Consider the following 20461-nt stretch of genomic DNA (forward strand, 5'->3'; position numbering starts at 1 on the left):
ATGTCCTACACCTTGCCTGCCTTGCCTTACGCCTACGATGCGCTGGAGCCGCATATCGATGCGCAAACCATGGAAATCCACTACACCAAGCACCACCAGACCTACATCAACAACTTGAACGCGGCGGTCGAGGGCACAGAGTTCGCGGGCTGGCCAGTTGAGAAGCTGGTGTCCAGCGTTCAGCAACTGCCGGAAAAACTACGTGCCGCCGTCATCAACCAGGGCGGCGGGCATGCAAACCACTCGTTGTTCTGGGCGGTGATGTCGCCAAAAGGCGGCGGCAAGCCTGAAGGTGCATTGGGCAAAGCAATCGAGGAGCAGCTGGGCGGTTTCGACAGCTTCAAGGACGCTTTCACCAAAGCCGCCCTGACCCGTTTCGGCAGTGGTTGGGCCTGGCTGAGCGTCACGCCGCAGAAGACCCTGGTGGTCGAAAGCAGTGGCAATCAAGACAGCCCGTTGATGAACGGCAATACGCCAATCCTCGGCCTCGACGTCTGGGAGCACGCCTACTACCTGCTCTACCAGAACCGTCGCCCCGAATACATCAACGCCTTCTACAGCGTCATCAATTGGCCGGAAGTCGCCGCACGCTACCAGGCCGCCCTGGCCTGATATTCACCCAATAACAAGATCTAAGGCCGACTATGGGCACTGAAATACTGGCGATCAGCAGCGGACGAATGTTTCGTTATGCGTTTGGCTCGCTGCTGCTATTGGCAGGTACAGCATTGCTGGTGGCCCACGGGTTGGCCTGGCTGGATCTTGAACCGCGCATCCTGCGCGCCTTGCAGGGCGGGGCGATTTGCGCGCTCGGCACGGCACTGGGTGCGGTCCCGGTGCTGGTTATTCGTCGAATGCCGGTGGCGCTCAGCGACACGTTGCTGGGCTTTGGTGCCGGCGTGATGCTGGCGGCGACGGCATTTTCGCTGGTCGTCCCAGGTATTGCTGCCGCTGAAAGCTTGGGGCTCTCGCCTTGGGGCGCCAGTGGGTTGATCAGCTTCGGCATCATGCTGGGGGCATTCGGGCTGTACCTGGTTGACCGCAAGGTCTCTGGTGCCAGCCCGGAAATGCTGGTGGGCACGCCGGATAAACCGGTTATACCGCCGCGTATCTGGCTGTTTGTGTTTGCCATCATTGCCCACAACATCCCGGAGGGCATGGCCGTCGGTGTCTCTGCCGGTGGCGGGATGCAGGATGCTGACAGCTTGGCCATGGGCATTGCCCTGCAAGACGTGCCGGAAGGTTTGGTGATTGCGCTGGTGTTGGCTGGGGCGGGAATGTCGCGGGTCAAAGCCTTTCTGATAGGTGCCGCGTCAGGTCTGGTTGAACCGGTGTTTGCCGTCCTCTGCGCCTGGCTGGTAAGCCTGGCCGAAGTACTGTTGCCTTTGGGGTTGGCGCTAGCCGCTGGGGCGATGCTGTTGGTGGTGACTCATGAAGTCATTCCCGAGTCACGGCGTAACGGCCACGAAAAGCTCGCCAGCCTTGGGCTGTGCATCGGGTTTTGTTTGATGATGGTGATGGATACCGCGTTAGGGTGAGGCTATTGCAGCCTCACACCCATCTTGAAGGTTGGGGTTATTCACCCTCGTCGAAGTAGTTATTGATCAACTCCACCAAGGCGTCCATCGCTTCCTGTTCTTGCTCGCCTTCTGTCTTCAAGTGGATCTTGGTGCCCTTGCCGGCGGCCAGCATCATCATTGCCATGATGCTCTTGCCGTCAACCATGGATTCCGGCGTGCGCCCCGCGCGGATCTGGCAGGGGAATCGCCCGGCAACACCGACGAATTTGGCTGAAGCGCGAGCGTGCAGGCCCAGCTTGTTGATGATTTCAATTTCCAGAGCGGGCATCGCGGGGGTGTTCCTTTCAGCTAAGGTCGCGGTGGCGAACCTGGACGTTCTTGAGGGTTTGTTGCAGCACCTGGCCGAGGCGTTCGGTCAGGTAGACGGAGCGATGGTGACCGCCGGTGCAGCCAATGGCAATGGTGACATAGGCCCGATTGCTCGCAGCAAACCGCGGCAACCATTTGAGCAGGTAGCTGGAGATATCCTGGAACATCTCCTCAACATCCGGTTGTGCGGCCAGGTATTCGGCCACGGGTTGGTCCAGCCCCGACTGATCACGCAGTTCAGGCTTCCAATAAGGGTTGGGCAGGCAACGCACATCGAAGACCAGGTCGGCATCCACGGGCATGCCGCGCTTGAAACCGAACGATTCAACGAGGAATGCCGTACCGGGCTCGGGCTGGTTCAGCAGACGCAGCTTGATGGCGTCGCGCAACTGATACAGGTTCAGGCCGGTGGTGTTGATCTTGAGGTCGGCGAGGTCAATGATCGGGCCCAGCAGGGTGGTTTCGTCCTCGATGGCTTCGGCCAGCGAGCGGTGAGGGCTGCTGAGGGGGTGGCGTCGTCGGGTCTCTGAGAAACGCTTGAGCAGTGTTTCTTCGTCGGCGTCCAGGTACAGCACGTCGCAATGAATATGCTTGGCACGTACTTCCTCGAGCAATTGCGGGAATCGCTCAAGGTGGCTTGGCAGGTTGCGGGCGTCGATTGAAACGGCAACCAGAGGTTGCGCCAGTTCAGTGTGGATCAGCGCACGTTCCGCCAGTTCCGGCAGCAGGCCTGCGGGCAGGTTGTCGATGCAATAGAAGCCGTTGTCCTCAAGAACGTTGAGGGCGGTGCTTTTACCCGAGCCAGAGCGGCCGCTGACGATGATCAAACGCATGATTACGGCCTGTTTTGTTCATCCAGGACAACCTGATAGAGCGCCTCATTGGTACTGGCACTGCGCAGTTTGTCGCGTACTTCCTTGCGGTCAAGCATGCTGGCTATCTGCCGGAGCAGTTCCAGGTGCGCATCGGTGGCAGCTTGCGGGACCAGCAGAACGAACAGCAGGTCGACCGGTGCGCCGTCGATGGCGTCGAAATCGATTTTTTCCTGCAGGTGCAAAAGTGCACTTACGGGAGCAGTACAGCCTTCCAGGCGGCAGTGAGGAATGGCGATGCCGTTACCAAAACCGGTGGAGCCCAGTTTTTCACGGTCAATCAGAGCCTTGAACACGACTTGCTCATCCAGCTCAGGCACTTCGCGGCTGATCAGGTTGGCAATGTGTTCGAGGGCTTTTTTCTTGCTGCCACCCGGCGCGTTCACGAGAGAACGGCCGGGGGTCAGGATGGTTTCAAGTTGGATCATGGGGGAGAGTTAACGACCTGTACCTTGCATCAGGTGCAGATTCTTTTCCTTATGCTTTATGAGTTGGCGGTCCAGCTTGTCGTAGAGAGCGTCAATCGCCGCGTACATATCTTCATGCTCCGCATTGGCGACGAGCTTCGCATTCGGTACGTGCAGGGTGGCCTCGATTTTCTGCTTGAGCTTATCGACCTCCATGATGACCTGCACGTTGGTGATCTTGTCAAAATGCCCCGCAAGCTTGTTCAGCTTGCTCTCGGTGTACTCACGCAGGGGCTTGGTGACTTCCAGCTGGTGTCCACTGATGTTGACTTGCATACAGCTTCTCCTTCGTTGCCAGTGCATAAAGCGGCAGGCCGGGGTGCCTGCCACTGGAACGCTATGGCCCGCCCGTCACATCAAACGCTTACGCTCGCTGGAAGGCGCGATCCCGAGGGACTCGCGGTACTTGGCGACGGTTCGACGGGCGACCTGAATGCCTTGTGCCTCCAGTAAACCAGCGATCTTACTGTCACTCAATGGCTTTTTCTGATTTTCCGCGGCAACCAGTTTTTTGATGATCGCGCGGATTGCCGTGGACGAGCATTCGCCGCCTTCGGAAGTGCTGACGTGGCTGGAGAAAAAGTATTTCAACTCATAAATACCCCGCGGGGTATGCATGAATTTCTGCGTGGTCACCCGCGAAATCGTCGATTCATGCATGCCCACCGCCTCGGCGATGTCATGCAGTACCAGCGGCTTCATGGCCTCATCGCCATATTCCAGGAAGCCGCGCTGGTGCTCGACGATCTGGGTGGCGACTTTCATCAGGGTTTCGTTGCGGCTTTGCAGGCTCTTGATGAACCAGCGCGCTTCCTGCAACTGGTTGCGCATGAAGGTGTTGTCGGCGCTGGTGTCGGCACGGCGAACAAAACCTGCGTATTGCGGGTTGACCCGCAGGCGCGGCACTGATTCCTGGTTCAACTCCACCAGCCAACGCTCGTTGTCCTTGCGCACGATCACATCGGGCACGACGTATTCAGCTTCGCTGGACTCAATCTGCGAGCCCGGGCGAGGGTTGAGGCTCTGTACCAGCTCGATGACCTGGCGCAGGTCGTCTTCCTTGAGCTTCATGCGGCGCATCAGCTGGCTGTAGTCGCGGCTGCCCAGCAGGTCGATGTAGTCGGTAACCAGGCGCTGGGCCTCAGCGAGCCAAGGGGTCTTGGCGGGCAGTTGGCGCAGTTGCAGCAGCAGGCACTCGCTGAGGGTGCGGGCGCCGATACCGGCCGGCTCGAACTGCTGGATGCGGTGCAGCACGGCTTCGATTTCGTCCAGCTCGATGTCCAGTTCCGGGTCGAAGGCCTCGAGGATTTCATCGAGGGTTTCGTCCAGATAGCCCTGGTTATTGATGCAGTCGATCAGGGTGACGGCGATCAGGCGATCGGTGTCGGACATCGGTGCCAGGTTCAGTTGCCAGAGCAAATGGCTTTGCAGGCTCTCGCCGGCGGACGTGCGGGTGGTGAAATCCCACTCGTCATCATCGTTGCTCGGCAGGCTGCTGGCGCTGGTCTGGTAGACGTCTTCCCAGGCGGTGTCCACGGGAAGCTCGTTGGGGATGCGTTCGTTCCAATCGCCTTCCTCAAGGTTATCCACCGTGGGGGCGGTTTCCTGGTAGGAGGGTTCCTGTACGTCGGGATTGGGTTTTTGCTCGATGTTATCGGCCAGCGGGTCTGCGTTATCGAAGTCGTCGCCTTCTTCCTGGCGTTCGAGCATCGGATTGGACTCCAGGGCCTCCTGGATTTCCTGTTGCAGGTCCAGGGTCGACAATTGGAGCAGGCGGATGGCCTGTTGCAGCTGCGGTGTCATCGTCAGCTGCTGGCCCATTCTCAGGACTAGCGATGGTTTCATGGCAGGGGCTTAACACCTTATTCGCCGGCGCAATGCGCCATCCACGACAGGGCGCGTGAGCGCCAAACATAAGCAAATTATATGCCTGATATCGGGGGCTTTGCCTAGAGCGCGGTAACAATAAAAAAATGGAGGTTTTTATTGACTCCCGCGCGCCTTGGCGAATGGCCAGACACCGCAGTGCTTACAGGCGGAACTCGTGGCCCAGGTACACTTCCTTGACCAGTTCGTTAGCCAGGATGGTGGCGGAATCGCCTTCGGCGATCAGCTGGCCATCGTTGACGATATAAGCCGTTTCACAGATATCGAGGGTCTCTCGGACGTTGTGGTCGGTGATCAGCACACCGATGCCCTTGGCCTTGAGGTGATGGATGATCTGCTTGATGTCGCCAACCGAGATCGGGTCGACGCCGGCAAACGGTTCGTCGAGCAGGATGAACTTCGGCGCGGTGGCAAGGGCGCGGGCGATTTCCACACGGCGACGCTCACCACCCGACAGGCTCATGCCCAGGTTGTCGCGAATGTGGTTGATGTGGAATTCCTGCAGCAGGCTTTCCAGCTCTTTGCGACGGCCGTCACGGTCGAGTTCCTTGCGGGTCTCGAGGATCGCCATGATGTTGTCGGCAACCGACAGTTTGCGGAAGATCGATGCTTCCTGGGGAAGATAGCCGATACCGGCGCGTGCACGACCGTGCATTGGCTGGTGGCTGACGTCCAGGTCGTCAATCAATACACGTCCCTGATCCGCCTGAACCAGCCCGACGATCATATAGAAGCAGGTGGTCTTGCCGGCACCGTTCGGGCCAAGCAAACCGACGATCTGGCCACTGTCGATCGACAGGCTCACGTCGCGTACGACTTGGCGGCTTTTATAGGCCTTGGCCAAGTGCTGGGCTTTCAGGGTTGCCATTAGTTCGCCTTCTTCGCAGCGGGTTTAGGCGCAGGCTGAGCCGCACCGTCTTTCTGCTTCGGCTGGATAACCATGTCGATACGCGGCTTCGGAGTGCCGATCTTCGCGCCGGTGGCGCGACCAGCCTGAGCGATCTGCTTCACGGTGTCATAGGTGATTTTCTCACCGTCTGTCGTGTTGCCATCGCTGCTCACAACCCTGGCCTGATCGATCAGGATGATACGGTTCTGCTGGGCGTGGTATTGGATGGTCTTGCCGTAGCCCTTGATCGGGGCAGGGTCGGCAGCGGCCTGCTTCTGTTCGAAGTAAGCCAGGTTGCCAACCGACGTCACCACGTCAATGTCGCCAGCGGGCGTACGCGTGAGCGTCACCGTGTTGCCGGTGATTTTCATCGAACCCTGGGTGATGATCACGCCGCCGGTGTAGGTGGCGACACCTTGTTTGTCATCCAGCTGCGCATCGTCAGCCTGAATGTGGATCGGTTGCTGGCTATCGTTCGGCAGAGCCCAGGCGCTCACGCTTCCCAGTGCTGCGCCCAGACCGAGCAAAATAGGGAGGGTTTTAACGAGCCTCATACTGTCCTCTTACGTTCGATAGCAGGTGTATCCTGCTTTCTTTCAAATACGCTTTCATTCCCTTGCCAGTCGATACACCGCCAGCGCCGTCGATTCTAACGTCTTGCTCGGTCTGCGCATATTGCTGTTGTGGGAAAACGGTCATGCGACTACTGGTAATGATGGTGTCGCGCTTCTTTTCGTCAGTGCGCGCAACGCGCACCGAGTCGATCAGTTCCACTTGAGTGCCGCCCTTGTTCACCTCACCGCGCTTGCTGGTGACGTGCCACGGGAACTCGGTGCCCCGGTAGAGGTTCAGGTCGGGATTGGTCAGCAGGCTGACGTCCGTGGCCTTGAGGTTCTCGACTTTATCAGCGGTCATTTCGTACTGAACCTTGCCATCGGGCAGGAACTGTATGGTGTGAGCGTTGATGGCGTAATAGGCGATAGCGCTATCGTCGACGGCCGCGACGGGCTTGTCGAGGAAGCGCTCCGGGCTGATATTCCAGTAGCCCACCGCCAGGAACAGCGCGGCGATGACTGCGAATAGCAGGAAGTTGCGAATCTTTTTGCTCAGCATAAAACGCTCTATAGGTAGGCGGCGTGGGCCGCTTCAAGGCTGCCCTGGGCACGCAGAATCAACTCGCAGAACTCGCGGGCAGCACCTTCACCGCCACGTGCGGCAGTAATGCCGTGGGCGTGTTCGCGAACAAACGCCGCCGCATTCGCGACGGCCATGCCCAGGCCTACCCGGCGAATCACCGGCAGGTCAGGCAGATCGTCACCCAGGTAAGCGACCTGCTCATAGCTTAGGTTGAGTTGGCCAAGAAGCTCGTCCAGAACCACCAGTTTATCCTCGCGGCCCTGATACAGGTGAGGAATCCCCAGGTTTTGTGCGCGGCGTTCCACTACCGGTGTTTTTCGACCACTGATAATGGCCGTTTGCACACCTGCCGCCATCAACATCTTGATGCCTTGGCCGTCGAGGGTGTTGAACGTCTTGAATTCACTGCCATCTTCGAGAAAGTACAGGCGGCCATCGGTCAACACGCCATCGACGTCGAAAATCGCCAGCTTGATGTTTTTGCCGCGTTGCAACAGGTCGTCGGACATTTACATCACTCCCGCACGCAGCAAGTCGTGCATATTCAGGGCGCCAATCGGGCGGTCGTCGCTATTGACCACCACCAGCGCGCCGATCTTGTGGTCTTCCATGATCTTCAGCGCTTCGGCTGCAAGCATCTCGGGGCGGGCGGTCTTGCCGTGTGGTGTCATGACCGCGTCAATCGTTGCAGTATGGATATCGATGGTGCGGTCCAGGGTGCGGCGCAGGTCGCCGTCAGTGAACACGCCGGCCAGTCGCCCGTCGGCTTCCAGGATGACGGTCATGCCCAGGCCCTTGCGGGTCATTTCCATCAGCGCGTCCTTCAGCAAGGTGCCGCGCTGCACGTGGGGTAATTCATCGCCCGAGTGCATGACGTTTTCCACTTTCAGCAGCAAGCGACGGCCGAGGGCGCCGCCTGGATGGGAGAACGCAAAATCTTCAGCGGTAAAGCCGCGGGCTTCCAGCAGTGCCACGGCCAATGCATCGCCCATGACCAGGGCGGCAGTCGTAGAGGACGTCGGCGCAAGGTTCAGCGGGCAGGCTTCGTGGTCCACGTGAACATTCAAGTTGACCTCGGCGGCCTTGGCCAGCGTCGAGTCCGGGTTGCCGGTAATGCTGATCATCTGGATGCCCAGGCGCTTGATCAGCGGCAACAGTGTCACGATTTCATTGGTGCTGCCGGAGTTCGACAGCGCCAGGATGATGTCATCCTTGGTGATCATGCCCATGTCGCCGTGGCTGGCTTCGGCCGGGTGTACGAAAAAAGCCGTGGTGCCGGTGCTTGCCAGCGTGGCGGCGATCTTGTTGCCGACGTGGCCGGATTTGCCCATGCCGACCACGACAACGCGGCCCTTGCTGGCCAGAATCATCTCGCAGGCGCGTACGAAATCCGCGTCGATATGGGCCAGTAAACCTTCTACGGCTTCAAGCTCGAGGCGGATGGTGCGTTGTGCGGATTGAATGAGGTCGCTGGATTGGCTCATGTCTGAAATCGTATAGCCTGACGAAAAGTCGGCGATTATAGCGGTAATGATCAATTCCCTCACGCAAGTTCGTCAGGCTTTATTCGGCAGTTGCCTGAGATTCGTCCTCAGCAGCGTTTTTTCCCTGTCCCGAATCTGAACGAGCGCGGTTCCGGCCTTGGGGGCGCTGCACCAGCAGTGATATAGTTCGCCGCCAGTTCGGTCCGCCCAACCCATGTTGCTAATTATTGCGCATCTGTCGCAAACGAATGTCGCAAGCGTGGTGTCTGAGTGAAAGGCTGCATCCCAAGGAGATTAGATGAGTGCCGATAACGCCTACGCGGTCGAGCTGAAGGGCCTTACCTTCAAGCGCGGGACGCGCAGCATCTTCAATAACGTCGATATTCGCATTCCCCGCGGCAAGGTCACGGGCATCATGGGGCCTTCCGGTTGCGGCAAGACCACCCTGTTGCGCCTGATGGGCATGCAATTGCGGCCTAGCGCCGGCGAAGTTTGGGTCAACGGCCAGAACCTGCCGACGCTGTCGCGCAGCGATCTTTTCGATGCGCGCAAGCATATGGGTGTGTTGTTCCAGAGCGGTGCGCTGTTCACCGACCTCGATGTTTTCGAGAACGTAGCGTTTCCGCTGCGGGTGCACACCGAGCTGTCCGACGAAATGATTCGTGACATCGTATTGCTGAAACTGCAGGCCGTCGGCCTTCGCGGCGCCATCGACCTGATGCCCGACGAATTATCCGGCGGCATGAAGCGCCGCGTTGCACTGGCGCGGGCCATCGCCCTCGATCCGCAAATCCTCATGTATGACGAGCCCTTCGTAGGCCAGGACCCGATCGCCATGGGCGTGCTGGTGCGCCTGATCCGCCTGCTCAACGATGCGTTGGGGATCACCAGTATCGTGGTGTCCCACGACCTGGCCGAAACCGCGAGCATTGCCGACTACCTTTATGTCGTCGGTGATGGTCAGGTGCTGGGGCAGGGCACGCCTGAAGAGCTGATGAACGCTGATAACCCGCGCATTCGCCAATTCATGACCGGCGATCCCGATGGCCCGGTGCCCTTTCATTTTCCGGCAGCGGACTACCGCGCAGATCTTCTGGGGAAGCGCTGATGCGCAAGACATCTTTACTCGAGAAGGTTCGCCTTTTCGGTCGTTCCGGTATTGACCTCGTCGAGGTGCTGGGGCGTTCGACGATTTTCCTGTTTCACGCGTTGCTCGGTCGCGGCGGCATTGGCGGCGGTTTCGGCTTGCTGATCAAGCAGCTGCACTCGGTCGGCGTGATGTCCCTGGTCATCATCGTGGTTTCCGGGATTTTCATCGGCATGGTGCTGGCGCTGCAGGGGTTTAACATTCTCTCCAGCTACGGTTCGGAGCAGGCGGTCGGGCAGATGGTGGCCCTGACGCTGTTGCGCGAACTTGGCCCGGTGGTCACCGCCTTGCTGTTTGCCGGGCGTGCAGGTTCTGCATTGACTGCCGAGATCGGCAACATGAAGTCCACCGAGCAGTTGTCCAGCCTGGAAATGATCGGCGTGGACCCGCTCAAGTACATTGTTGCCCCGCGCCTGTGGGCCGGCTTCATTTCCCTGCCTCTGCTGGCAATGATTTTCAGCGTGGTGGGCATTTGGGGCGGTTCCTGGGTGGCGGTTGACTGGTTGGGCGTCTATGACGGCTCGTACTGGGGCAACATGCAAAACAGCGTGACCTTCAGCGGCGACGTGCTCAACGGCATCATAAAGAGCATCGTCTTCGCCTTTGTAGTGACCTGGATCGCCGTATTCCAAGGCTACGACTGTGAGCCCACTTCAGAAGGGATCAGTCGCGCCACCACCAAGACCGTTGTGTACGCCTCGCTGGCGGTACTGGGCCTTGACTTCATTTTGACCGCCTTGATGTTTGGAGATTTCTGATGCAAAACCGCACTGTGGAAATCGGTGTCGGCCTTTTCTTGCTGGCTGGCATCCTGGCTTTACTGTTGCTGGCCCTGCGAGTCAGTGGCCTGTCGGCCAGCCCCACCGCCGATACCTATAAACTTTACGCGTACTTCGACAATATCGCCGGTTTGACTGTCAGAGCTAAAGTGACCATGGCTGGTGTAACCATCGGCAAGGTCACGGCAATCGATCTGGATCGCGACAGCTTCACCGGCCGAGTGACCATGCAAGTGGACAAGAAGGTAGATAATCTGCCGACTGACTCCACTGCATCTATCCTCACTGCGGGTTTGCTGGGCGAGAAGTACATCGGCATCAGCGTGGGCGGGGAAACAGCCTTGCTCAAGGATGGTTCGACAATCCACGACACACAGTCGTCGTTGGTGCTTGAAGACTTGATCGGTAAATTCCTGCTCAATACGGTCAATAAAGACGCCAAATGAGGAATCTGTTCATGATCTCTACCTTGCGACGTGGCCTGCTGGTGCTGCTTGCAGCACTGCCGATGATGGCCAACGCGGCGGGTTCTGCACACGATCTGGTGCAGGATACGACCAACAAGATGTTGGCTGACCTGACCGCCAACAAAGAGCAGTACAAGCAAGACCCGAGCAAATTTTATGATGCGCTGAATACCATTGTCGGTCCGGTGGTCGATGCCGAAGGCATTTCCCGCAGCATCATGACCGTCAAGTATTCACGCAAGGCCACGCCTGCGCAGATGAAGACCTTCGAGGAAAACTTCAAGAAGGGCCTGTTCCAGTTCTATGGCAATGCCCTGCTGGAGTACAACAACCAAGGCATTACCGTGGCACCGGCCGGGGATGAGTCGGGTGATCGCACCAGCGTCAACATGACCGTCAAGGGCACCAACGGCGCCGTCTACCCTGTGCAATACACGCTGGAGAAGGTTAACGGCGAGTGGAAACTGCGCAATGTGATCATCAACGGCATCAACATTGGCAAGCTGTTCCGCGATCAGTTCGCTGACGCCATGCAGCGCAATGGCAACGACCTGGACAAGACCATCAATGGTTGGGCCGGTGAAGTCGCCAAAGCCAAGGAAGAAACCGACAAACAAGCTGGGAAGCCAGCGCAATGACCGAGTCGGCTGTTCGTCTTGGCGACGCCGGCGAGTTGTTTATCAGCGGCGTGCTGGATTACCGCTCCGGGCCCGACCTGCGCAAGCAGGGCCAGGCGCTGATCAACAGCAGCAACGCGCCTGCTCTGGTGCTGGATTGTTCGGCGGTGACCAAGTCCAGCAGCGTCGGCCTGTCGTTGTTGCTGTGCTTTATGCGCGATGCCGAAGCGGTCAAGAAGCCGGTCAGCGTCCGTGCGTTGCCCGAAGACATGCGCGAAATTGCGCAAGTTTCCGGTCTGACCGAGCTGTTGGCACATCCTTAATACACACTATTAAAGAAGCCCCCCGTCAGAGTCCTGCTATGCGGGGTTCGCAGGCGCGGGGCTTTTTTGTATGATGTGCGACCCGTGCGCACTGGGCGCCGATAGAGGTTGAGCATGCAGGCCCTAGAAGTTAAAAGCTTCCTTGAAGGAAAGCTGCCCGAAACGAACGTAGAAGTTGAAGGCGAAGGCTGCAATTTCCAGCTGAACGTGATTAGCGATGAACTGGCGGCACTCAGCCCGGTCAAGCGTCAACAGCAGATCTATGCCCATTTGAACCCGTGGATCACCGATGGCAGCATCCACGCGGTCACTATGAAATTTTTCAGCCGCGCGGCCTGGGCCGAGCGCACCTGAGCCCCCAAGGCGTCGAGATTCTTATGGATAAATTGATTATTACCGGCGGTGCCCGCCTAGATGGCGAGATCCGCATTTCCGGTGCGAAAAACTCCGCCTTGCCGATCCTGGCAGCGACCCTGCTGTGCGATGGCCCGGTCACCGTGGCCAACCTGCCGCACCTGCACGACATCACCACCATGATCGAGCTGTTCGGTCGCATGGGCATTGAGCCGGTGATCGATGAGAAGCTGTCGGTCGAAATCGACCCGCGCACCATCAAAACCCTGATCGCCCCGTACGAACTGGTGAAAACCATGCGTGCGTCGATCCTGGTGCTGGGCCCGATGGTTGCCCGTTTCGGTGAAGCCGAAGTCGCACTGCCTGGCGGTTGCGCCATCGGTTCGCGTCCGGTCGACCTGCACATCCGTGGCCTTGAAGCCATGGGCGCGACCATCGACGTCGAAGGTGGCTACATCAAGGCCAAGGCGCCGGAAGGCGGCCTGCGTGGTGCCAACTTCTTCTTTGATACCGTCAGCGTAACCGGCACCGAGAACATCATGATGGCCGCGGCCCTGGCCAACGGTCGCAGCGTTCTGCAAAACGCCGCGCGCGAGCCGGAAGTGGTCGACCTGGCCAACTTCCTGATCGCCATGGGTGCCAACATCACCGGCGCCGGCACCGACACCATCACCATCGAAGGTGTTAAGCGCCTGCACTCGGCCACCTACAAGGTGATGCCAGACCGCATCGAGACCGGCACCTACCTGGTGGCTGCTGCCGTTACCGGTGGCCGCGTCAAGGTCAAGGACACCGATCCGACCATCCTTGAAGCTGTGCTGGAAAAACTCAAGGAAGCCGGCGCTGAAATCACCACCGGTGCCGACTGGATCGAGCTGAACATGCACGGCAAGCGGCCAAAAGCCGTGAACGTGCGTACTGCTCCGTACCCGGCGTTCCCGACCGACATGCAAGCGCAGTTCATTTCCTTGAACGCAATTGCCGAAGGCACCGGCGCGGTGATCGAGACCATCTTCGAAAACCGCTTCATGCACGTGTATGAACTGCACCGCATGGGCGCCAAGATCCAGGTCGAAGGCAACACGGCCATCGTCACCGGTATCGACAAGCTCAAGGGCGCGCCAGTGATGGCTACCGACCTGCGTGCTTCGGCCAGCCTGGTGATCTCGGCGTTGTGCGCCGACGGCGATACCCTGATCGACCGCATCTACCACATCGATCGTGGTTACGAGTGCATCGAAGAGAAGCTGCAGATGCTCGGCGCCAAGATCCGCCGCGTACCGGGCTAATACCCGTAACTGCAAACACTGTGACTGTGGCGAGCGGGCTTGCCCCGCGTTGGGTTGCGTAGCGACCCCAAAAACGGGACTGCTACGCAGTCCAACGCGGGGCATGCCCGCTCGCCACAGGAAGGTGTTTGTTGTTAAATGGTTTGTTTCAAATCGAGGCTGTAATGGCCTCGATCTGTGTCTGGCGCCGTTTGCGACCGGACAGCAATAGCCTGATGAAGGACTGACGTTTCCCATGTTGACCATCGCACTGTCCAAGGGCCGCATCCTTGACGACACTTTGCCGCTTCTGGCTGAAGCGGGCATCGTGCCAACCGAGAATCCGGACAAGAGCCGCAAGCTGATCATCCCCACGACTCAGGACGACGTTCGCCTGCTGATCGTGCGCGCCACCGACGTGCCGACTTACGTGGAGCATGGCGCAGCCGACCTCGGTGTGGCCGGTAAAGACGTGCTGATGGAATACGGTGGCCAGGGCCTTTACGAGCCGCTGGACCTGCGCATCGCCCTGTGCAAGCTGATGACCGCCGGCCGTGTCGGTGACGTCGAGCCTAAAGGCCGTCTGCGCGTGGCCACCAAGTTCGTCAACGTTGCCAAGCGTTACTACGCCGAGCAGGGCCGCCAGGTCGACATCATCAAGCTCTACGGTTCGATGGAGCTGGCACCGCTGATCGGCCTGGCCGACAAGATCATCGACGTGGTCGACACCGGCAACACCCTGCGCGCCAACGGCCTGGAGCCCCAGGATTTCATCGCTGACATCAGCTCCCGCCTGATCGTCAACAAAGCCTCCATGAAAATGCAACACGCCCGTATCCAGGCGTTGATCGACACCCTGCGCAAGGCAGTGGAGTCTCGACACCGCGGTTGACTCACCCGCGCGACCCTAGGTCGCGCCCGTCTATCCGCCTCATAGCCAGAATTCTCAGGTGCCCAAGCGGATCGACTGCTGGGAAGGTGCGCTGACGTTCAATAACGAAGCGCGCCTTACCCCAAAAGGCAACTTATGTTAGTAGAAGATTCTTTTTTCAATAATTAGCGACGCGTAGCAGCTTGCCTTTTGAGGTAAGGCCCTGCGGGTTGGCACTGTGGTCGCGCCATGCTGCGTTGCGGGACTTGGTAAGGAAACAACCCTTACCAGCGTCCCGCGCCTTGCCTGGCACAACCACAGTACCAACGCGCTTCGTTATTGAACGTCAGCGCACCTTCGGGCGCCTGAGTTTTTGCCAATCCTATGAGGCCCTCGCTATGACCACGTCCACTGCAATTGCCCGACTCAACGCTGCCGACCCGGATTTCGCCCATCATCTGGATCATCTGCTGAGCTGGGAAAGCGTGTCCGACGACTCGGTCAATCAGCGAGTACTCGACATCATCAAAGCCGTGCGCGAGCGCGGTGATGCGGCGCTGGTGGACTTCACCCGCCAGTTTGACGGCCTGGATGTGGCGTCCATGTCCGACCTGATCCTGCCGCGCGAACGCCTTGAGCTGGCCCTGACGCGCATCACCGCGCCTCAGCGTGAAGCCCTCGAAGTCGCGGCGGCGCGGGTTCGCAGCTACCACGAGAAACAGAAGCAGGATTCCTGGAGCTACACCGAGGCCGATGGCACCGTGCTGGGCCAGAAGGTTACGCCGCTGGATCGCGCCGGGCTGTACGTGCCGGGCGGTAAAGCCTCGTATCCGTCATCGGTATTGATGAACGCGATCCCGGCCAAGGTGGCGGGCGTGACCGAAGTGGTCATGGTGGTGCCGACGCCACGCGGCGAAATCAACGAACTGGTGCTGGCGGCTGCGTGCATCGCCGGTGTTGACCGAGTGTTCACCATAGGCGGCGCCCAGGCCGTTGCGGCCCTGGCCTACGGCACCGAAAGCGTGCCGAAAGTCGACAAAGTGGTCGGCCCGGGTAACATCTATGTGGCCACCGCCAAGCGTCACGTGTTTGGCCAGGTCGGTATCGACATGATTGCCGGCCCTTCGGAAATCCTCGTGGTGTGTGACGGCCAGACCGACCCGGACTGGATCGCCATGGACCTGTTCTCCCAGGCCGAGCACGACGAAGACGCCCAGGCGATTCTGGTCAGCCCCGACGCCGAGTTCCTCGACAAGGTCGCCGCCAGCATCGACAAGCTGCTGCCGACCATGGACCGCGCCGAGATCATCGAGAAATCGATCAATGGCCGCGGTGCGCTGATTCTGGTGCGTGACATGGAGCAGGCCATCGAAGTGGCCAACCGCATCGCCCCGGAACACTTGGAGTTGTCCGTCGCCGACCCGCAAGCCTGGCTGCCGTCGATTCGTCACGCCGGTGCGATCTTCATGGGCCGCCACACCAGCGAAGCCCTGGGCGACTACTGCGCAGGCCCGAACCACGTGCTGCCGACCTCCGGCACCGCACGGTTCTCGTCGCCGCTGGGGGTGTATGACTTCCAGAAGCGTTCGTCGATCATCTTCTGCTCGCCACAAGGCGCCTCCGAACTGGGCAAGACCGCCTCGGTGCTGGCCCGTGGTGAATCGCTCAGCGCCCACGCCCGCAGCGCTGAATACCGCATCCTTGAAGAGGGGAAATAAGACATGAGTAAATTCTGGAGCCCCTTCGTCAAGGACCTCGTGCCTTACGTGCCCGGCGAACAGCCGAAGCTGACCAAGCTGGTAAAGCTCAACACCAACGAGAACCCCTACGGCCCATCGCCCAAGGCATTGGCCGCGATGCAGACCGAGTTGAACGACAACCTGCGCCTGTACCCGGACCCCAACAGCGACCTGCTCAAGCAGGCGGTGGCCAAGTATTACGGGATTGATGCCAGCAAAGTCTTCCTTGGTAACGGTTCCGACGAAGTCCTGGCGCACATCTTCCACGGTTTGTTCCAGCACGATTTGCCGCTGCTGTTCCCGGACATCAGCTACAGCTTCTATCCGGTTTACTGCGGCCTCTATGGCATCAAATCCGACCCGGTGCCATTGGACGAGCAGTTCCAGATTCGTGTGGCCGACTACGCCAAGCCCAACGGCGGGATCATCTTCCCCAACCCGAACGCGCCGACCGGCTGCGTGCTGGCGCTGGATGCAGTCGAGCAGATCCTCAAGGCCAGCCCGGATTCGGTGGTAGTGGTTGATGAAGCCTATATCGACTTCGGCGGCGAAACCGCCATCAGCCTGGTGGACCGCTACCCGAATTTGCTGGTAACACAAACCCTGTCCAAATCGCGCTCACTGGCCGGTTTGCGTGTGGGCCTGGCCGTGGGCCACCCGGACCTGATCGAGGCGCTGGAGCGGGTCAAGAACAGCTTCAACTCCTACCCGCTGGATCGCCTGGCGATTGTCGGCGCGGCGGCGGCGTTCGACGACCGTGAATACTTCGAGAAGACGTGCAAGTTGGTGATCGAGAGCCGCAACAAGGTGGTCGCTCAGTTGGAGGGCAAAGGCTTTGAAGTGCTGCCGTCGGCAGCCAACTTCATCTTTGCCCGTCACCCACGGCACGATGCGGCCGGGTTGGCAGCCAAGTTGCGTGAGCAGGGTGTGATTGTGCGGCACTTCAAGCAGGAGCGGATTGCCCAGTTCCTGCGGATCAGCATCGGTACGCCGGAGCAAAACCAGGCGCTTATCGATGGCCTCGGCGAGCTTTAACGACCACTGAAATCAAATGTGGGAGCTGGCTTGCCTGCGATAGCGGTGTATCAAACGACGTATATGTCGCCTGTTACACCGCTATCGCAGGCAAGCCAGCTCCCACACTGATTTACGTTGGGTCAGTTACAGCAGCGGCTCATCCGGCTTCTTGTTCTTCCAGCCATCATTGCCCGGCAGCAGCAAGTTCAACGCAATCGCTACCACCGCACACAGGGCGATGCCCTTGAGGCCGAAATCATCCGGGCCCGTGCCGGTGCCGACCAGCACACCGCCAATCCCAAACACCAGGGTCACCGACACAATCACCAGATTGCGCGCTTCGCCGAGGTCGATCTTGTGGCGGATCAGCGTGTTCATGCCCACGGCCGCAATCGAGCCGAACAGCAAGCACAGAATCCCGCCCATCACCGGCACCGGGATGCTTTGCAGCAGTGCGCCGAACTTGCCGATAAACGCCAGGCTGATGGCAAACACCGCCGCCCAGGTCATGATTTTCGGGTTGTAGTTCTTGGTCAGCATCACCGCGCCGGTCACTTCGGCGTAGGTGGTGTTCGGCGGGCCGCCAAACAGGCCGGCAGCCGTGGTGGCAATGCCGTCACCCAACAGCGTGCGGTGCAAGCCAGGCTTCTTCAGGTAGTCGCGACCGGTCACGCTGCCCACCGCAATCACACCGCCGATATGCTCGATCGCCGGGGCCAGGGCCACCGGCACGATGAACAGAATCGCCTGCCAGTTGAATTCCGGCGCGGTGAAGTGGGGCAGGGCGAACCAGGGCGCTGCAGCGATTTTCGCCGTGTCGACCACACCAAAGTAGAACGACATGGCAAAACCCACCAGCACGCCGGAAATGATCGGCACCAGGCGAAATATGCCTTTGCCGAACACCGCCACGATCAAGGTGGTCAGCAGTGCCGGCATCGAGATCAGCATCGCCGTCTGGTAATGGATCAGTTCGCTGCCATCACCGGCTTTACCCATCGCCATGTTGGCGGCAATCGGCGCCATGGCCAGGCCGATGGAAATAATCACCGGGCCGATCACCACCGGCGGCAGCAGCCGGTCGATGAAACCGGTGCCTTTGATCTTCACCGCCAAGCCGAGAAAGGTATAAACGAAACCCGCCGCCATCACTCCGCCCATGGTCGCCGCCAGGCCGAACTGGCCCTTGGCGAGAATGATCGGGGTGATAAACGCAAAGCTCGATGCCAGGAACACCGGCACCTGCCGCCCTGTCACCACCTGGAACAACAACGTGCCCAGGCCTGCGGTAAACAGTGCGACGTTTGGATCAAGACCTGTGATCAGTGGCATCAACACCAGCGCGCCAAATGCTACGAAGAGCATCTGTGCGCCAGACAGGATCTGGCGCCAAAGCGGGTCGTTGAATTCATCCTGCATGCTCACGCGTCCTTCTGTTTGGTGCCGAAGATCTTGTCACCGGCATCGCCCAGGCCTGGGATGATGTAGCCGTGTTCGTTCAGGCGCTCATCGATGGACGCGGTGTAGATCTGCACGTCCGGGTGGGCTTTCTCGACGGCGGCAATGCCTTCGGGCGCGGCAACCAGCACCATGGCGCGGATGTCCTTGCAACCGGCCTTTTTCAGCAGGTCGATGGTAGCAACCATGGAACTGCCGGTGGCGAGCATCGGGTCGATGATCATTGCCAGGCGCTCGTTGATTTCCGGGACGAGTTTTTCCAGGTAGGTGTGGGCCTGCAATGTTTCTTCATTGCGGGCCACGCCGACGGCGCTGACTTTGGCGCCCGGGATCAGGCTGAGTACGCCTTCGAGCATGCCGATACCGGCGCGCAGGATCGGCACCACGGTGATTTTCTTACCGGCGATTTTTTCCACCTGCACGGGACCGGCCCAACCGGGGATCTCGTAGCTTTCCAGGGGCAAATCTTTGGTGGCTTCGTAAGTGAGCAGCGCTCCGACTTCCTGAGCAAGCTCACGGAAATTCTTCGTGCTAATGTCGGCACGGCGCATAAGGCCGAGTTTGTGTCTGATCAGCGGGTGGCGGATCTCGCGAGTGGGCATGGGAAAAGCTCCGGCGGCGGGCAAAAAAACCGGCCTAGATTAATCTATCCGAGGGTGTTGTCCTATAGACATCTAGTACGTTAGTCCATTAAGGCTTGATCGTTGCGCCTCACATGCGTACCTTTGCCCGCTTTTCTTGCCACAGCACCCCCTTGGAGAGCGCCATGTCCGCTGATCTCGAGCATATCCGTCAAATCATGCGCGAGGCTGACTGCCTGTACACCGAAGCGCAAGTCGAAGAGGCCATCGCCAAGGTCGGCGCGCACATCACCCGCGAAATGGCCGACACCAACCCGGTGGTCTTCTGCGTGATGAACGGTGGCCTGATCTTCGCCGGCAAATTGCTGACTCATCTGCAATTTCCGCTGGAAGCCTCCTACCTGCACGCCACCCGTTATCGCAATGAAACCAGCGGCGGCGATCTGTTCTGGAAGGCCAAGCCGGAAGTTTCGTTCATCGACCGCGACGTGCTGATCATCGACGACATCCTCGATGAAGGTCACACCCTGGGCGCGATCATCGATTTCTGCAAACACGCCGGCGCGCGCAAAGTGCATACCGCCGTGCTGATCGACAAAGACCACGACCGCAAAGCTCGCCCCGACCTGAAAGCCGATTACGTCGGCCTGCCGTGCATCGACCGCTACATCTTCGGTTATGGCATGGACTATAAAGGCTACTGGCGTAACGCCAATGGGATCTACGCCGTTAAAGGAATGTAACTGATGGCCCGCTTTCTTGATCAGGCGTTGTTCACCGAATTGGCCGAGAAAGCGGCCGCCAACCCTCGTGGTCGGCACCATCACAACTTCCATCAGATGGAAGAGCCCTGTCATCGCCTGGCCGTGGGCCTGCAGCCCGACACCTATGTGCCGCCGCATCGGCACCTGAGCGCGGACAAGGCGGAAACCCTGCTGGTGCTAAAAGGCAGCCTGGGCCTGCTGGTGTTCAGCGACACCGGCGAAGTCATTGCCAAGCGCGTGATGCGTGCGGGCGGTGAGTGCTCGGGTGTTGACCTGCCGCCGGGCGTGTTTCACGGCCTGGTGGTGCTGGAGCCCGACAGCGTGATGTTTGAATGCAAGGCCGGGCCGTATCGCGCGTTGGGCGAAGGCGAATCACCAGCCTGGGCGCCCCGTGAAGGCGATGCCGGCGTCGCCGCGTATCAACGCTGGATGCTCGCCCAGTTCGATTGAG

General features: G+C 59.5%; 26 protein-coding genes. 14 read left to right on the forward strand and 12 right to left on the reverse strand.

All coding sequences use genetic code 11. The annotated features are described in order from the left end of the window. Together L8I05_RS21155 and L8I05_RS21160 are read left to right on the forward strand one after the other, a co-directional pair. Positions 1-612 (forward strand): superoxide dismutase, encoded by a 612-nt coding sequence (locus L8I05_RS21155; RefSeq protein WP_242171390.1) that lies wholly within the window; start codon positions 1-3, stop codon positions 610-612. 32 nt (positions 613-644) lie between these two features. Next, on the forward strand, positions 645-1538 hold the full coding sequence (locus L8I05_RS21160) for a ZIP family metal transporter (protein ID WP_242171392.1): 894 nt from the start codon (positions 645-647) through the stop codon (positions 1536-1538). Positions 1539-1575: 37 nt separating this feature from the next. Here the strand turns inward: L8I05_RS21160 and L8I05_RS21165 are convergent, their stop codons facing one another. The 10 genes from L8I05_RS21165 to L8I05_RS21210 form a co-directional block, all read right to left on the reverse strand. Further along, a complete protein-coding gene (locus L8I05_RS21165; RefSeq protein ID WP_177016501.1) occupies positions 1576-1848 on the reverse strand; it encodes an HPr family phosphocarrier protein in 273 nt (90 codons plus the stop codon). 16 nt (positions 1849-1864) lie between these two features. Beyond that, on the reverse strand, positions 1865-2722 hold the full coding sequence (gene rapZ / locus L8I05_RS21170; protein ID WP_159954257.1) for an RNase adapter RapZ: 858 nt from the start codon (positions 2720-2722) through the stop codon (positions 1865-1867). A 2-nt stretch (positions 2723-2724) separates the two neighbouring features. Continuing rightward, the gene (ptsN, locus tag L8I05_RS21175; RefSeq protein ID WP_177016500.1) at positions 2725-3189 is read right to left on the reverse strand and encodes a PTS IIA-like nitrogen regulatory protein PtsN; all 465 of its coding nucleotides are present in this window, start codon (positions 3187-3189) and stop codon (positions 2725-2727) included. 9 nt (positions 3190-3198) lie between these two features. After that, positions 3199-3504 (reverse strand): ribosome-associated translation inhibitor RaiA, encoded by a 306-nt coding sequence (raiA, locus tag L8I05_RS21180; protein ID WP_242171394.1) that lies wholly within the window; start codon positions 3502-3504, stop codon positions 3199-3201. 75 nt (positions 3505-3579) lie between these two features. Next, the gene (locus L8I05_RS21185) at positions 3580-5073 is read right to left on the reverse strand and encodes an RNA polymerase factor sigma-54 (protein WP_024073469.1); all 1494 of its coding nucleotides are present in this window, start codon (positions 5071-5073) and stop codon (positions 3580-3582) included. Between the two features lie 184 nt (positions 5074-5257). Next, positions 5258-5983 carry an LPS export ABC transporter ATP-binding protein gene (gene lptB / locus L8I05_RS21190; RefSeq protein ID WP_003171806.1) on the reverse strand — a complete coding sequence of 242 codons (726 nt, stop codon included), beginning with the start codon at positions 5981-5983 and terminating at the stop codon, positions 5258-5260. Continuing rightward, positions 5983-6558, reverse strand: coding sequence for a lipopolysaccharide transport periplasmic protein LptA (gene lptA / locus L8I05_RS21195; protein ID WP_159954260.1), 576 nt, complete (start codon positions 6556-6558; stop codon positions 5983-5985). The genes lptB and lptA overlap by 1 nt, the downstream gene beginning before the upstream one ends. Beyond that, on the reverse strand, positions 6545-7117 hold the full coding sequence (gene lptC, locus L8I05_RS21200) for an LPS export ABC transporter periplasmic protein LptC (RefSeq protein ID WP_159954261.1): 573 nt from the start codon (positions 7115-7117) through the stop codon (positions 6545-6547). The genes lptA and lptC overlap by 14 nt, the downstream gene beginning before the upstream one ends. Positions 7118-7125: 8 nt before the next feature. Beyond that, positions 7126-7650 carry an HAD family hydrolase gene (locus L8I05_RS21205; RefSeq protein ID WP_159954262.1) on the reverse strand — a complete coding sequence of 175 codons (525 nt, stop codon included), beginning with the start codon at positions 7648-7650 and terminating at the stop codon, positions 7126-7128. After that, entirely contained in the window at positions 7651-8625 is a 975-nt protein-coding gene (locus L8I05_RS21210) for a KpsF/GutQ family sugar-phosphate isomerase (RefSeq protein WP_159954263.1), read from the reverse strand. It lies immediately after the preceding gene. Between the two features lie 298 nt (positions 8626-8923). Between L8I05_RS21210 and L8I05_RS21215 the strand changes: the two genes are divergently transcribed. The 10 genes from L8I05_RS21215 (at position 8924) to hisC (ending at position 17225) form a co-directional block, all read left to right on the forward strand. Further along, complete coding sequence (locus L8I05_RS21215) at positions 8924-9733, forward strand: ATP-binding cassette domain-containing protein (RefSeq protein WP_159954264.1); 810 nt, start codon at positions 8924-8926, stop codon at positions 9731-9733. Next, positions 9733-10530, forward strand: coding sequence for a lipid asymmetry maintenance ABC transporter permease subunit MlaE (mlaE, locus tag L8I05_RS21220; protein WP_177016498.1), 798 nt, complete (start codon positions 9733-9735; stop codon positions 10528-10530). The genes L8I05_RS21215 and mlaE overlap by 1 nt, the downstream gene beginning before the upstream one ends. Next, a complete protein-coding gene (gene mlaD, locus L8I05_RS21225; RefSeq protein ID WP_010170575.1) occupies positions 10530-10997 on the forward strand; it encodes an outer membrane lipid asymmetry maintenance protein MlaD in 468 nt (155 codons plus the stop codon). The genes mlaE and mlaD overlap by 1 nt, the downstream gene beginning before the upstream one ends. Before the next feature lie 11 nt (positions 10998-11008). Further along, positions 11009-11656, forward strand: a complete 648-nt coding sequence (locus L8I05_RS21230; protein WP_177016497.1) for an ABC transporter substrate-binding protein — start codon at positions 11009-11011, stop codon at positions 11654-11656. Continuing rightward, positions 11653-11958 carry an STAS domain-containing protein gene (locus L8I05_RS21235; RefSeq protein ID WP_159954267.1) on the forward strand — a complete coding sequence of 102 codons (306 nt, stop codon included), beginning with the start codon at positions 11653-11655 and terminating at the stop codon, positions 11956-11958. The genes L8I05_RS21230 and L8I05_RS21235 overlap by 4 nt, the downstream gene beginning before the upstream one ends. 114 nt (positions 11959-12072) lie before the next feature. Continuing rightward, a complete protein-coding gene (locus L8I05_RS21240; RefSeq protein ID WP_008434291.1) occupies positions 12073-12312 on the forward strand; it encodes a BolA family protein in 240 nt (79 codons plus the stop codon). Positions 12313-12335: 23 nt separating this feature from the next. Beyond that, on the forward strand, positions 12336-13601 hold the full coding sequence (murA, locus tag L8I05_RS21245; RefSeq protein WP_159954268.1) for a UDP-N-acetylglucosamine 1-carboxyvinyltransferase: 1266 nt from the start codon (positions 12336-12338) through the stop codon (positions 13599-13601). A 235-nt stretch (positions 13602-13836) separates the two neighbouring features. After that, positions 13837-14472, forward strand: coding sequence for an ATP phosphoribosyltransferase (gene hisG, locus L8I05_RS21250; RefSeq protein WP_003188599.1), 636 nt, complete (start codon positions 13837-13839; stop codon positions 14470-14472). 377 nt (positions 14473-14849) lie between these two features. Further along, complete coding sequence (gene hisD / locus L8I05_RS21255) at positions 14850-16169, forward strand: histidinol dehydrogenase (protein WP_242171396.1); 1320 nt, start codon at positions 14850-14852, stop codon at positions 16167-16169. A 3-nt stretch (positions 16170-16172) separates the two neighbouring features. Continuing rightward, entirely contained in the window at positions 16173-17225 is a 1053-nt protein-coding gene (gene hisC / locus L8I05_RS21260; RefSeq protein WP_242171397.1) for a histidinol-phosphate transaminase, read from the forward strand. Positions 17226-17351: 126 nt separating this feature from the next. Here hisC and L8I05_RS21265 read toward each other — a convergent pair whose 3' ends face one another. Both L8I05_RS21265 and upp read right to left on the reverse strand, forming a co-directional pair. Beyond that, positions 17352-18626, reverse strand: coding sequence for a uracil-xanthine permease family protein (locus L8I05_RS21265; protein ID WP_010170563.1), 1275 nt, complete (start codon positions 18624-18626; stop codon positions 17352-17354). A gap of 2 nt (positions 18627-18628) precedes the next feature. After that, the gene (upp, locus tag L8I05_RS21270; protein WP_024073483.1) at positions 18629-19267 is read right to left on the reverse strand and encodes a uracil phosphoribosyltransferase; all 639 of its coding nucleotides are present in this window, start codon (positions 19265-19267) and stop codon (positions 18629-18631) included. A 164-nt stretch (positions 19268-19431) separates the two neighbouring features. Here upp and L8I05_RS21275 point away from each other — a divergent pair, with 164 nt between their 5' ends. Both L8I05_RS21275 and L8I05_RS21280 read left to right on the forward strand, forming a co-directional pair. Beyond that, positions 19432-19989, forward strand: a complete 558-nt coding sequence (locus L8I05_RS21275; protein WP_010213093.1) for a hypoxanthine-guanine phosphoribosyltransferase — start codon at positions 19432-19434, stop codon at positions 19987-19989. A 3-nt stretch (positions 19990-19992) separates the two neighbouring features. Further along, positions 19993-20460, forward strand: coding sequence for a WbuC family cupin fold metalloprotein (locus L8I05_RS21280; RefSeq protein ID WP_242171398.1), 468 nt, complete (start codon positions 19993-19995; stop codon positions 20458-20460). Position 20461 lies beyond the last annotated feature (1 nt).

The organism is Pseudomonas sp. MONT-RG-20F-20-E-7-02, assembly GCF_022662395.1.
Taxonomy (GTDB): Bacteria; Pseudomonadota; Gammaproteobacteria; order Pseudomonadales; family Pseudomonadaceae; genus Aquipseudomonas.

Excerpts from the sequence above, each read along its gene's own strand:
- lptB (WP_003171806.1), bottom strand. The coding sequence starts at position 5,983 with ATGGCAACCCTGAAAGCCCAGCACTTGGCCAAGGCCTATAAAAGCCGC.
- hisC (WP_242171397.1), top strand. The coding sequence starts at position 16,173 with ATGAGTAAATTCTGGAGCCCCTTCGTCAAGGACCTCGTGCCTTACGTG.
- rapZ (WP_159954257.1), bottom strand. The coding sequence starts at position 2,722 with ATGCGTTTGATCATCGTCAGCGGCCGCTCTGGCTCGGGTAAAAGCACC.
- L8I05_RS21210 (WP_159954263.1), bottom strand. The coding sequence starts at position 8,625 with ATGAGCCAATCCAGCGACCTCATTCAATCCGCACAACGCACCATCCGC.
- L8I05_RS21240 (WP_008434291.1), top strand. The coding sequence starts at position 12,073 with ATGCAGGCCCTAGAAGTTAAAAGCTTCCTTGAAGGAAAGCTGCCCGAA.
- L8I05_RS21280 (WP_242171398.1), top strand. The coding sequence starts at position 19,993 with ATGGCCCGCTTTCTTGATCAGGCGTTGTTCACCGAATTGGCCGAGAAA.
- L8I05_RS21230 (WP_177016497.1), top strand. The coding sequence starts at position 11,009 with ATGATCTCTACCTTGCGACGTGGCCTGCTGGTGCTGCTTGCAGCACTG.
- raiA (WP_242171394.1), bottom strand. The coding sequence starts at position 3,504 with ATGCAAGTCAACATCAGTGGACACCAGCTGGAAGTCACCAAGCCCCTG.
- mlaD (WP_010170575.1), top strand. The coding sequence starts at position 10,530 with ATGCAAAACCGCACTGTGGAAATCGGTGTCGGCCTTTTCTTGCTGGCT.
- L8I05_RS21275 (WP_010213093.1), top strand. The coding sequence starts at position 19,432 with ATGTCCGCTGATCTCGAGCATATCCGTCAAATCATGCGCGAGGCTGAC.
- upp (WP_024073483.1), bottom strand. The coding sequence starts at position 19,267 with ATGCCCACTCGCGAGATCCGCCACCCGCTGATCAGACACAAACTCGGC.
- L8I05_RS21160 (WP_242171392.1), top strand. The coding sequence starts at position 645 with ATGGGCACTGAAATACTGGCGATCAGCAGCGGACGAATGTTTCGTTAT.
- ptsN (WP_177016500.1), bottom strand. The coding sequence starts at position 3,189 with ATGATCCAACTTGAAACCATCCTGACCCCCGGCCGTTCTCTCGTGAAC.
- mlaE (WP_177016498.1), top strand. The coding sequence starts at position 9,733 with ATGCGCAAGACATCTTTACTCGAGAAGGTTCGCCTTTTCGGTCGTTCC.
- lptA (WP_159954260.1), bottom strand. The coding sequence starts at position 6,558 with ATGAGGCTCGTTAAAACCCTCCCTATTTTGCTCGGTCTGGGCGCAGCA.
- L8I05_RS21205 (WP_159954262.1), bottom strand. The coding sequence starts at position 7,650 with ATGTCCGACGACCTGTTGCAACGCGGCAAAAACATCAAGCTGGCGATT.
- hisG (WP_003188599.1), top strand. The coding sequence starts at position 13,837 with ATGTTGACCATCGCACTGTCCAAGGGCCGCATCCTTGACGACACTTTG.
- L8I05_RS21235 (WP_159954267.1), top strand. The coding sequence starts at position 11,653 with ATGACCGAGTCGGCTGTTCGTCTTGGCGACGCCGGCGAGTTGTTTATC.
- lptC (WP_159954261.1), bottom strand. The coding sequence starts at position 7,117 with ATGCTGAGCAAAAAGATTCGCAACTTCCTGCTATTCGCAGTCATCGCC.
- L8I05_RS21165 (WP_177016501.1), bottom strand. The coding sequence starts at position 1,848 with ATGCCCGCTCTGGAAATTGAAATCATCAACAAGCTGGGCCTGCACGCT.
- murA (WP_159954268.1), top strand. The coding sequence starts at position 12,336 with ATGGATAAATTGATTATTACCGGCGGTGCCCGCCTAGATGGCGAGATC.
- hisD (WP_242171396.1), top strand. The coding sequence starts at position 14,850 with ATGACCACGTCCACTGCAATTGCCCGACTCAACGCTGCCGACCCGGAT.
- L8I05_RS21265 (WP_010170563.1), bottom strand. The coding sequence starts at position 18,626 with ATGCAGGATGAATTCAACGACCCGCTTTGGCGCCAGATCCTGTCTGGC.
- L8I05_RS21155 (WP_242171390.1), top strand. The coding sequence starts at position 1 with ATGTCCTACACCTTGCCTGCCTTGCCTTACGCCTACGATGCGCTGGAG.
- L8I05_RS21185 (WP_024073469.1), bottom strand. The coding sequence starts at position 5,073 with ATGAAACCATCGCTAGTCCTGAGAATGGGCCAGCAGCTGACGATGACA.
- L8I05_RS21215 (WP_159954264.1), top strand. The coding sequence starts at position 8,924 with ATGAGTGCCGATAACGCCTACGCGGTCGAGCTGAAGGGCCTTACCTTC.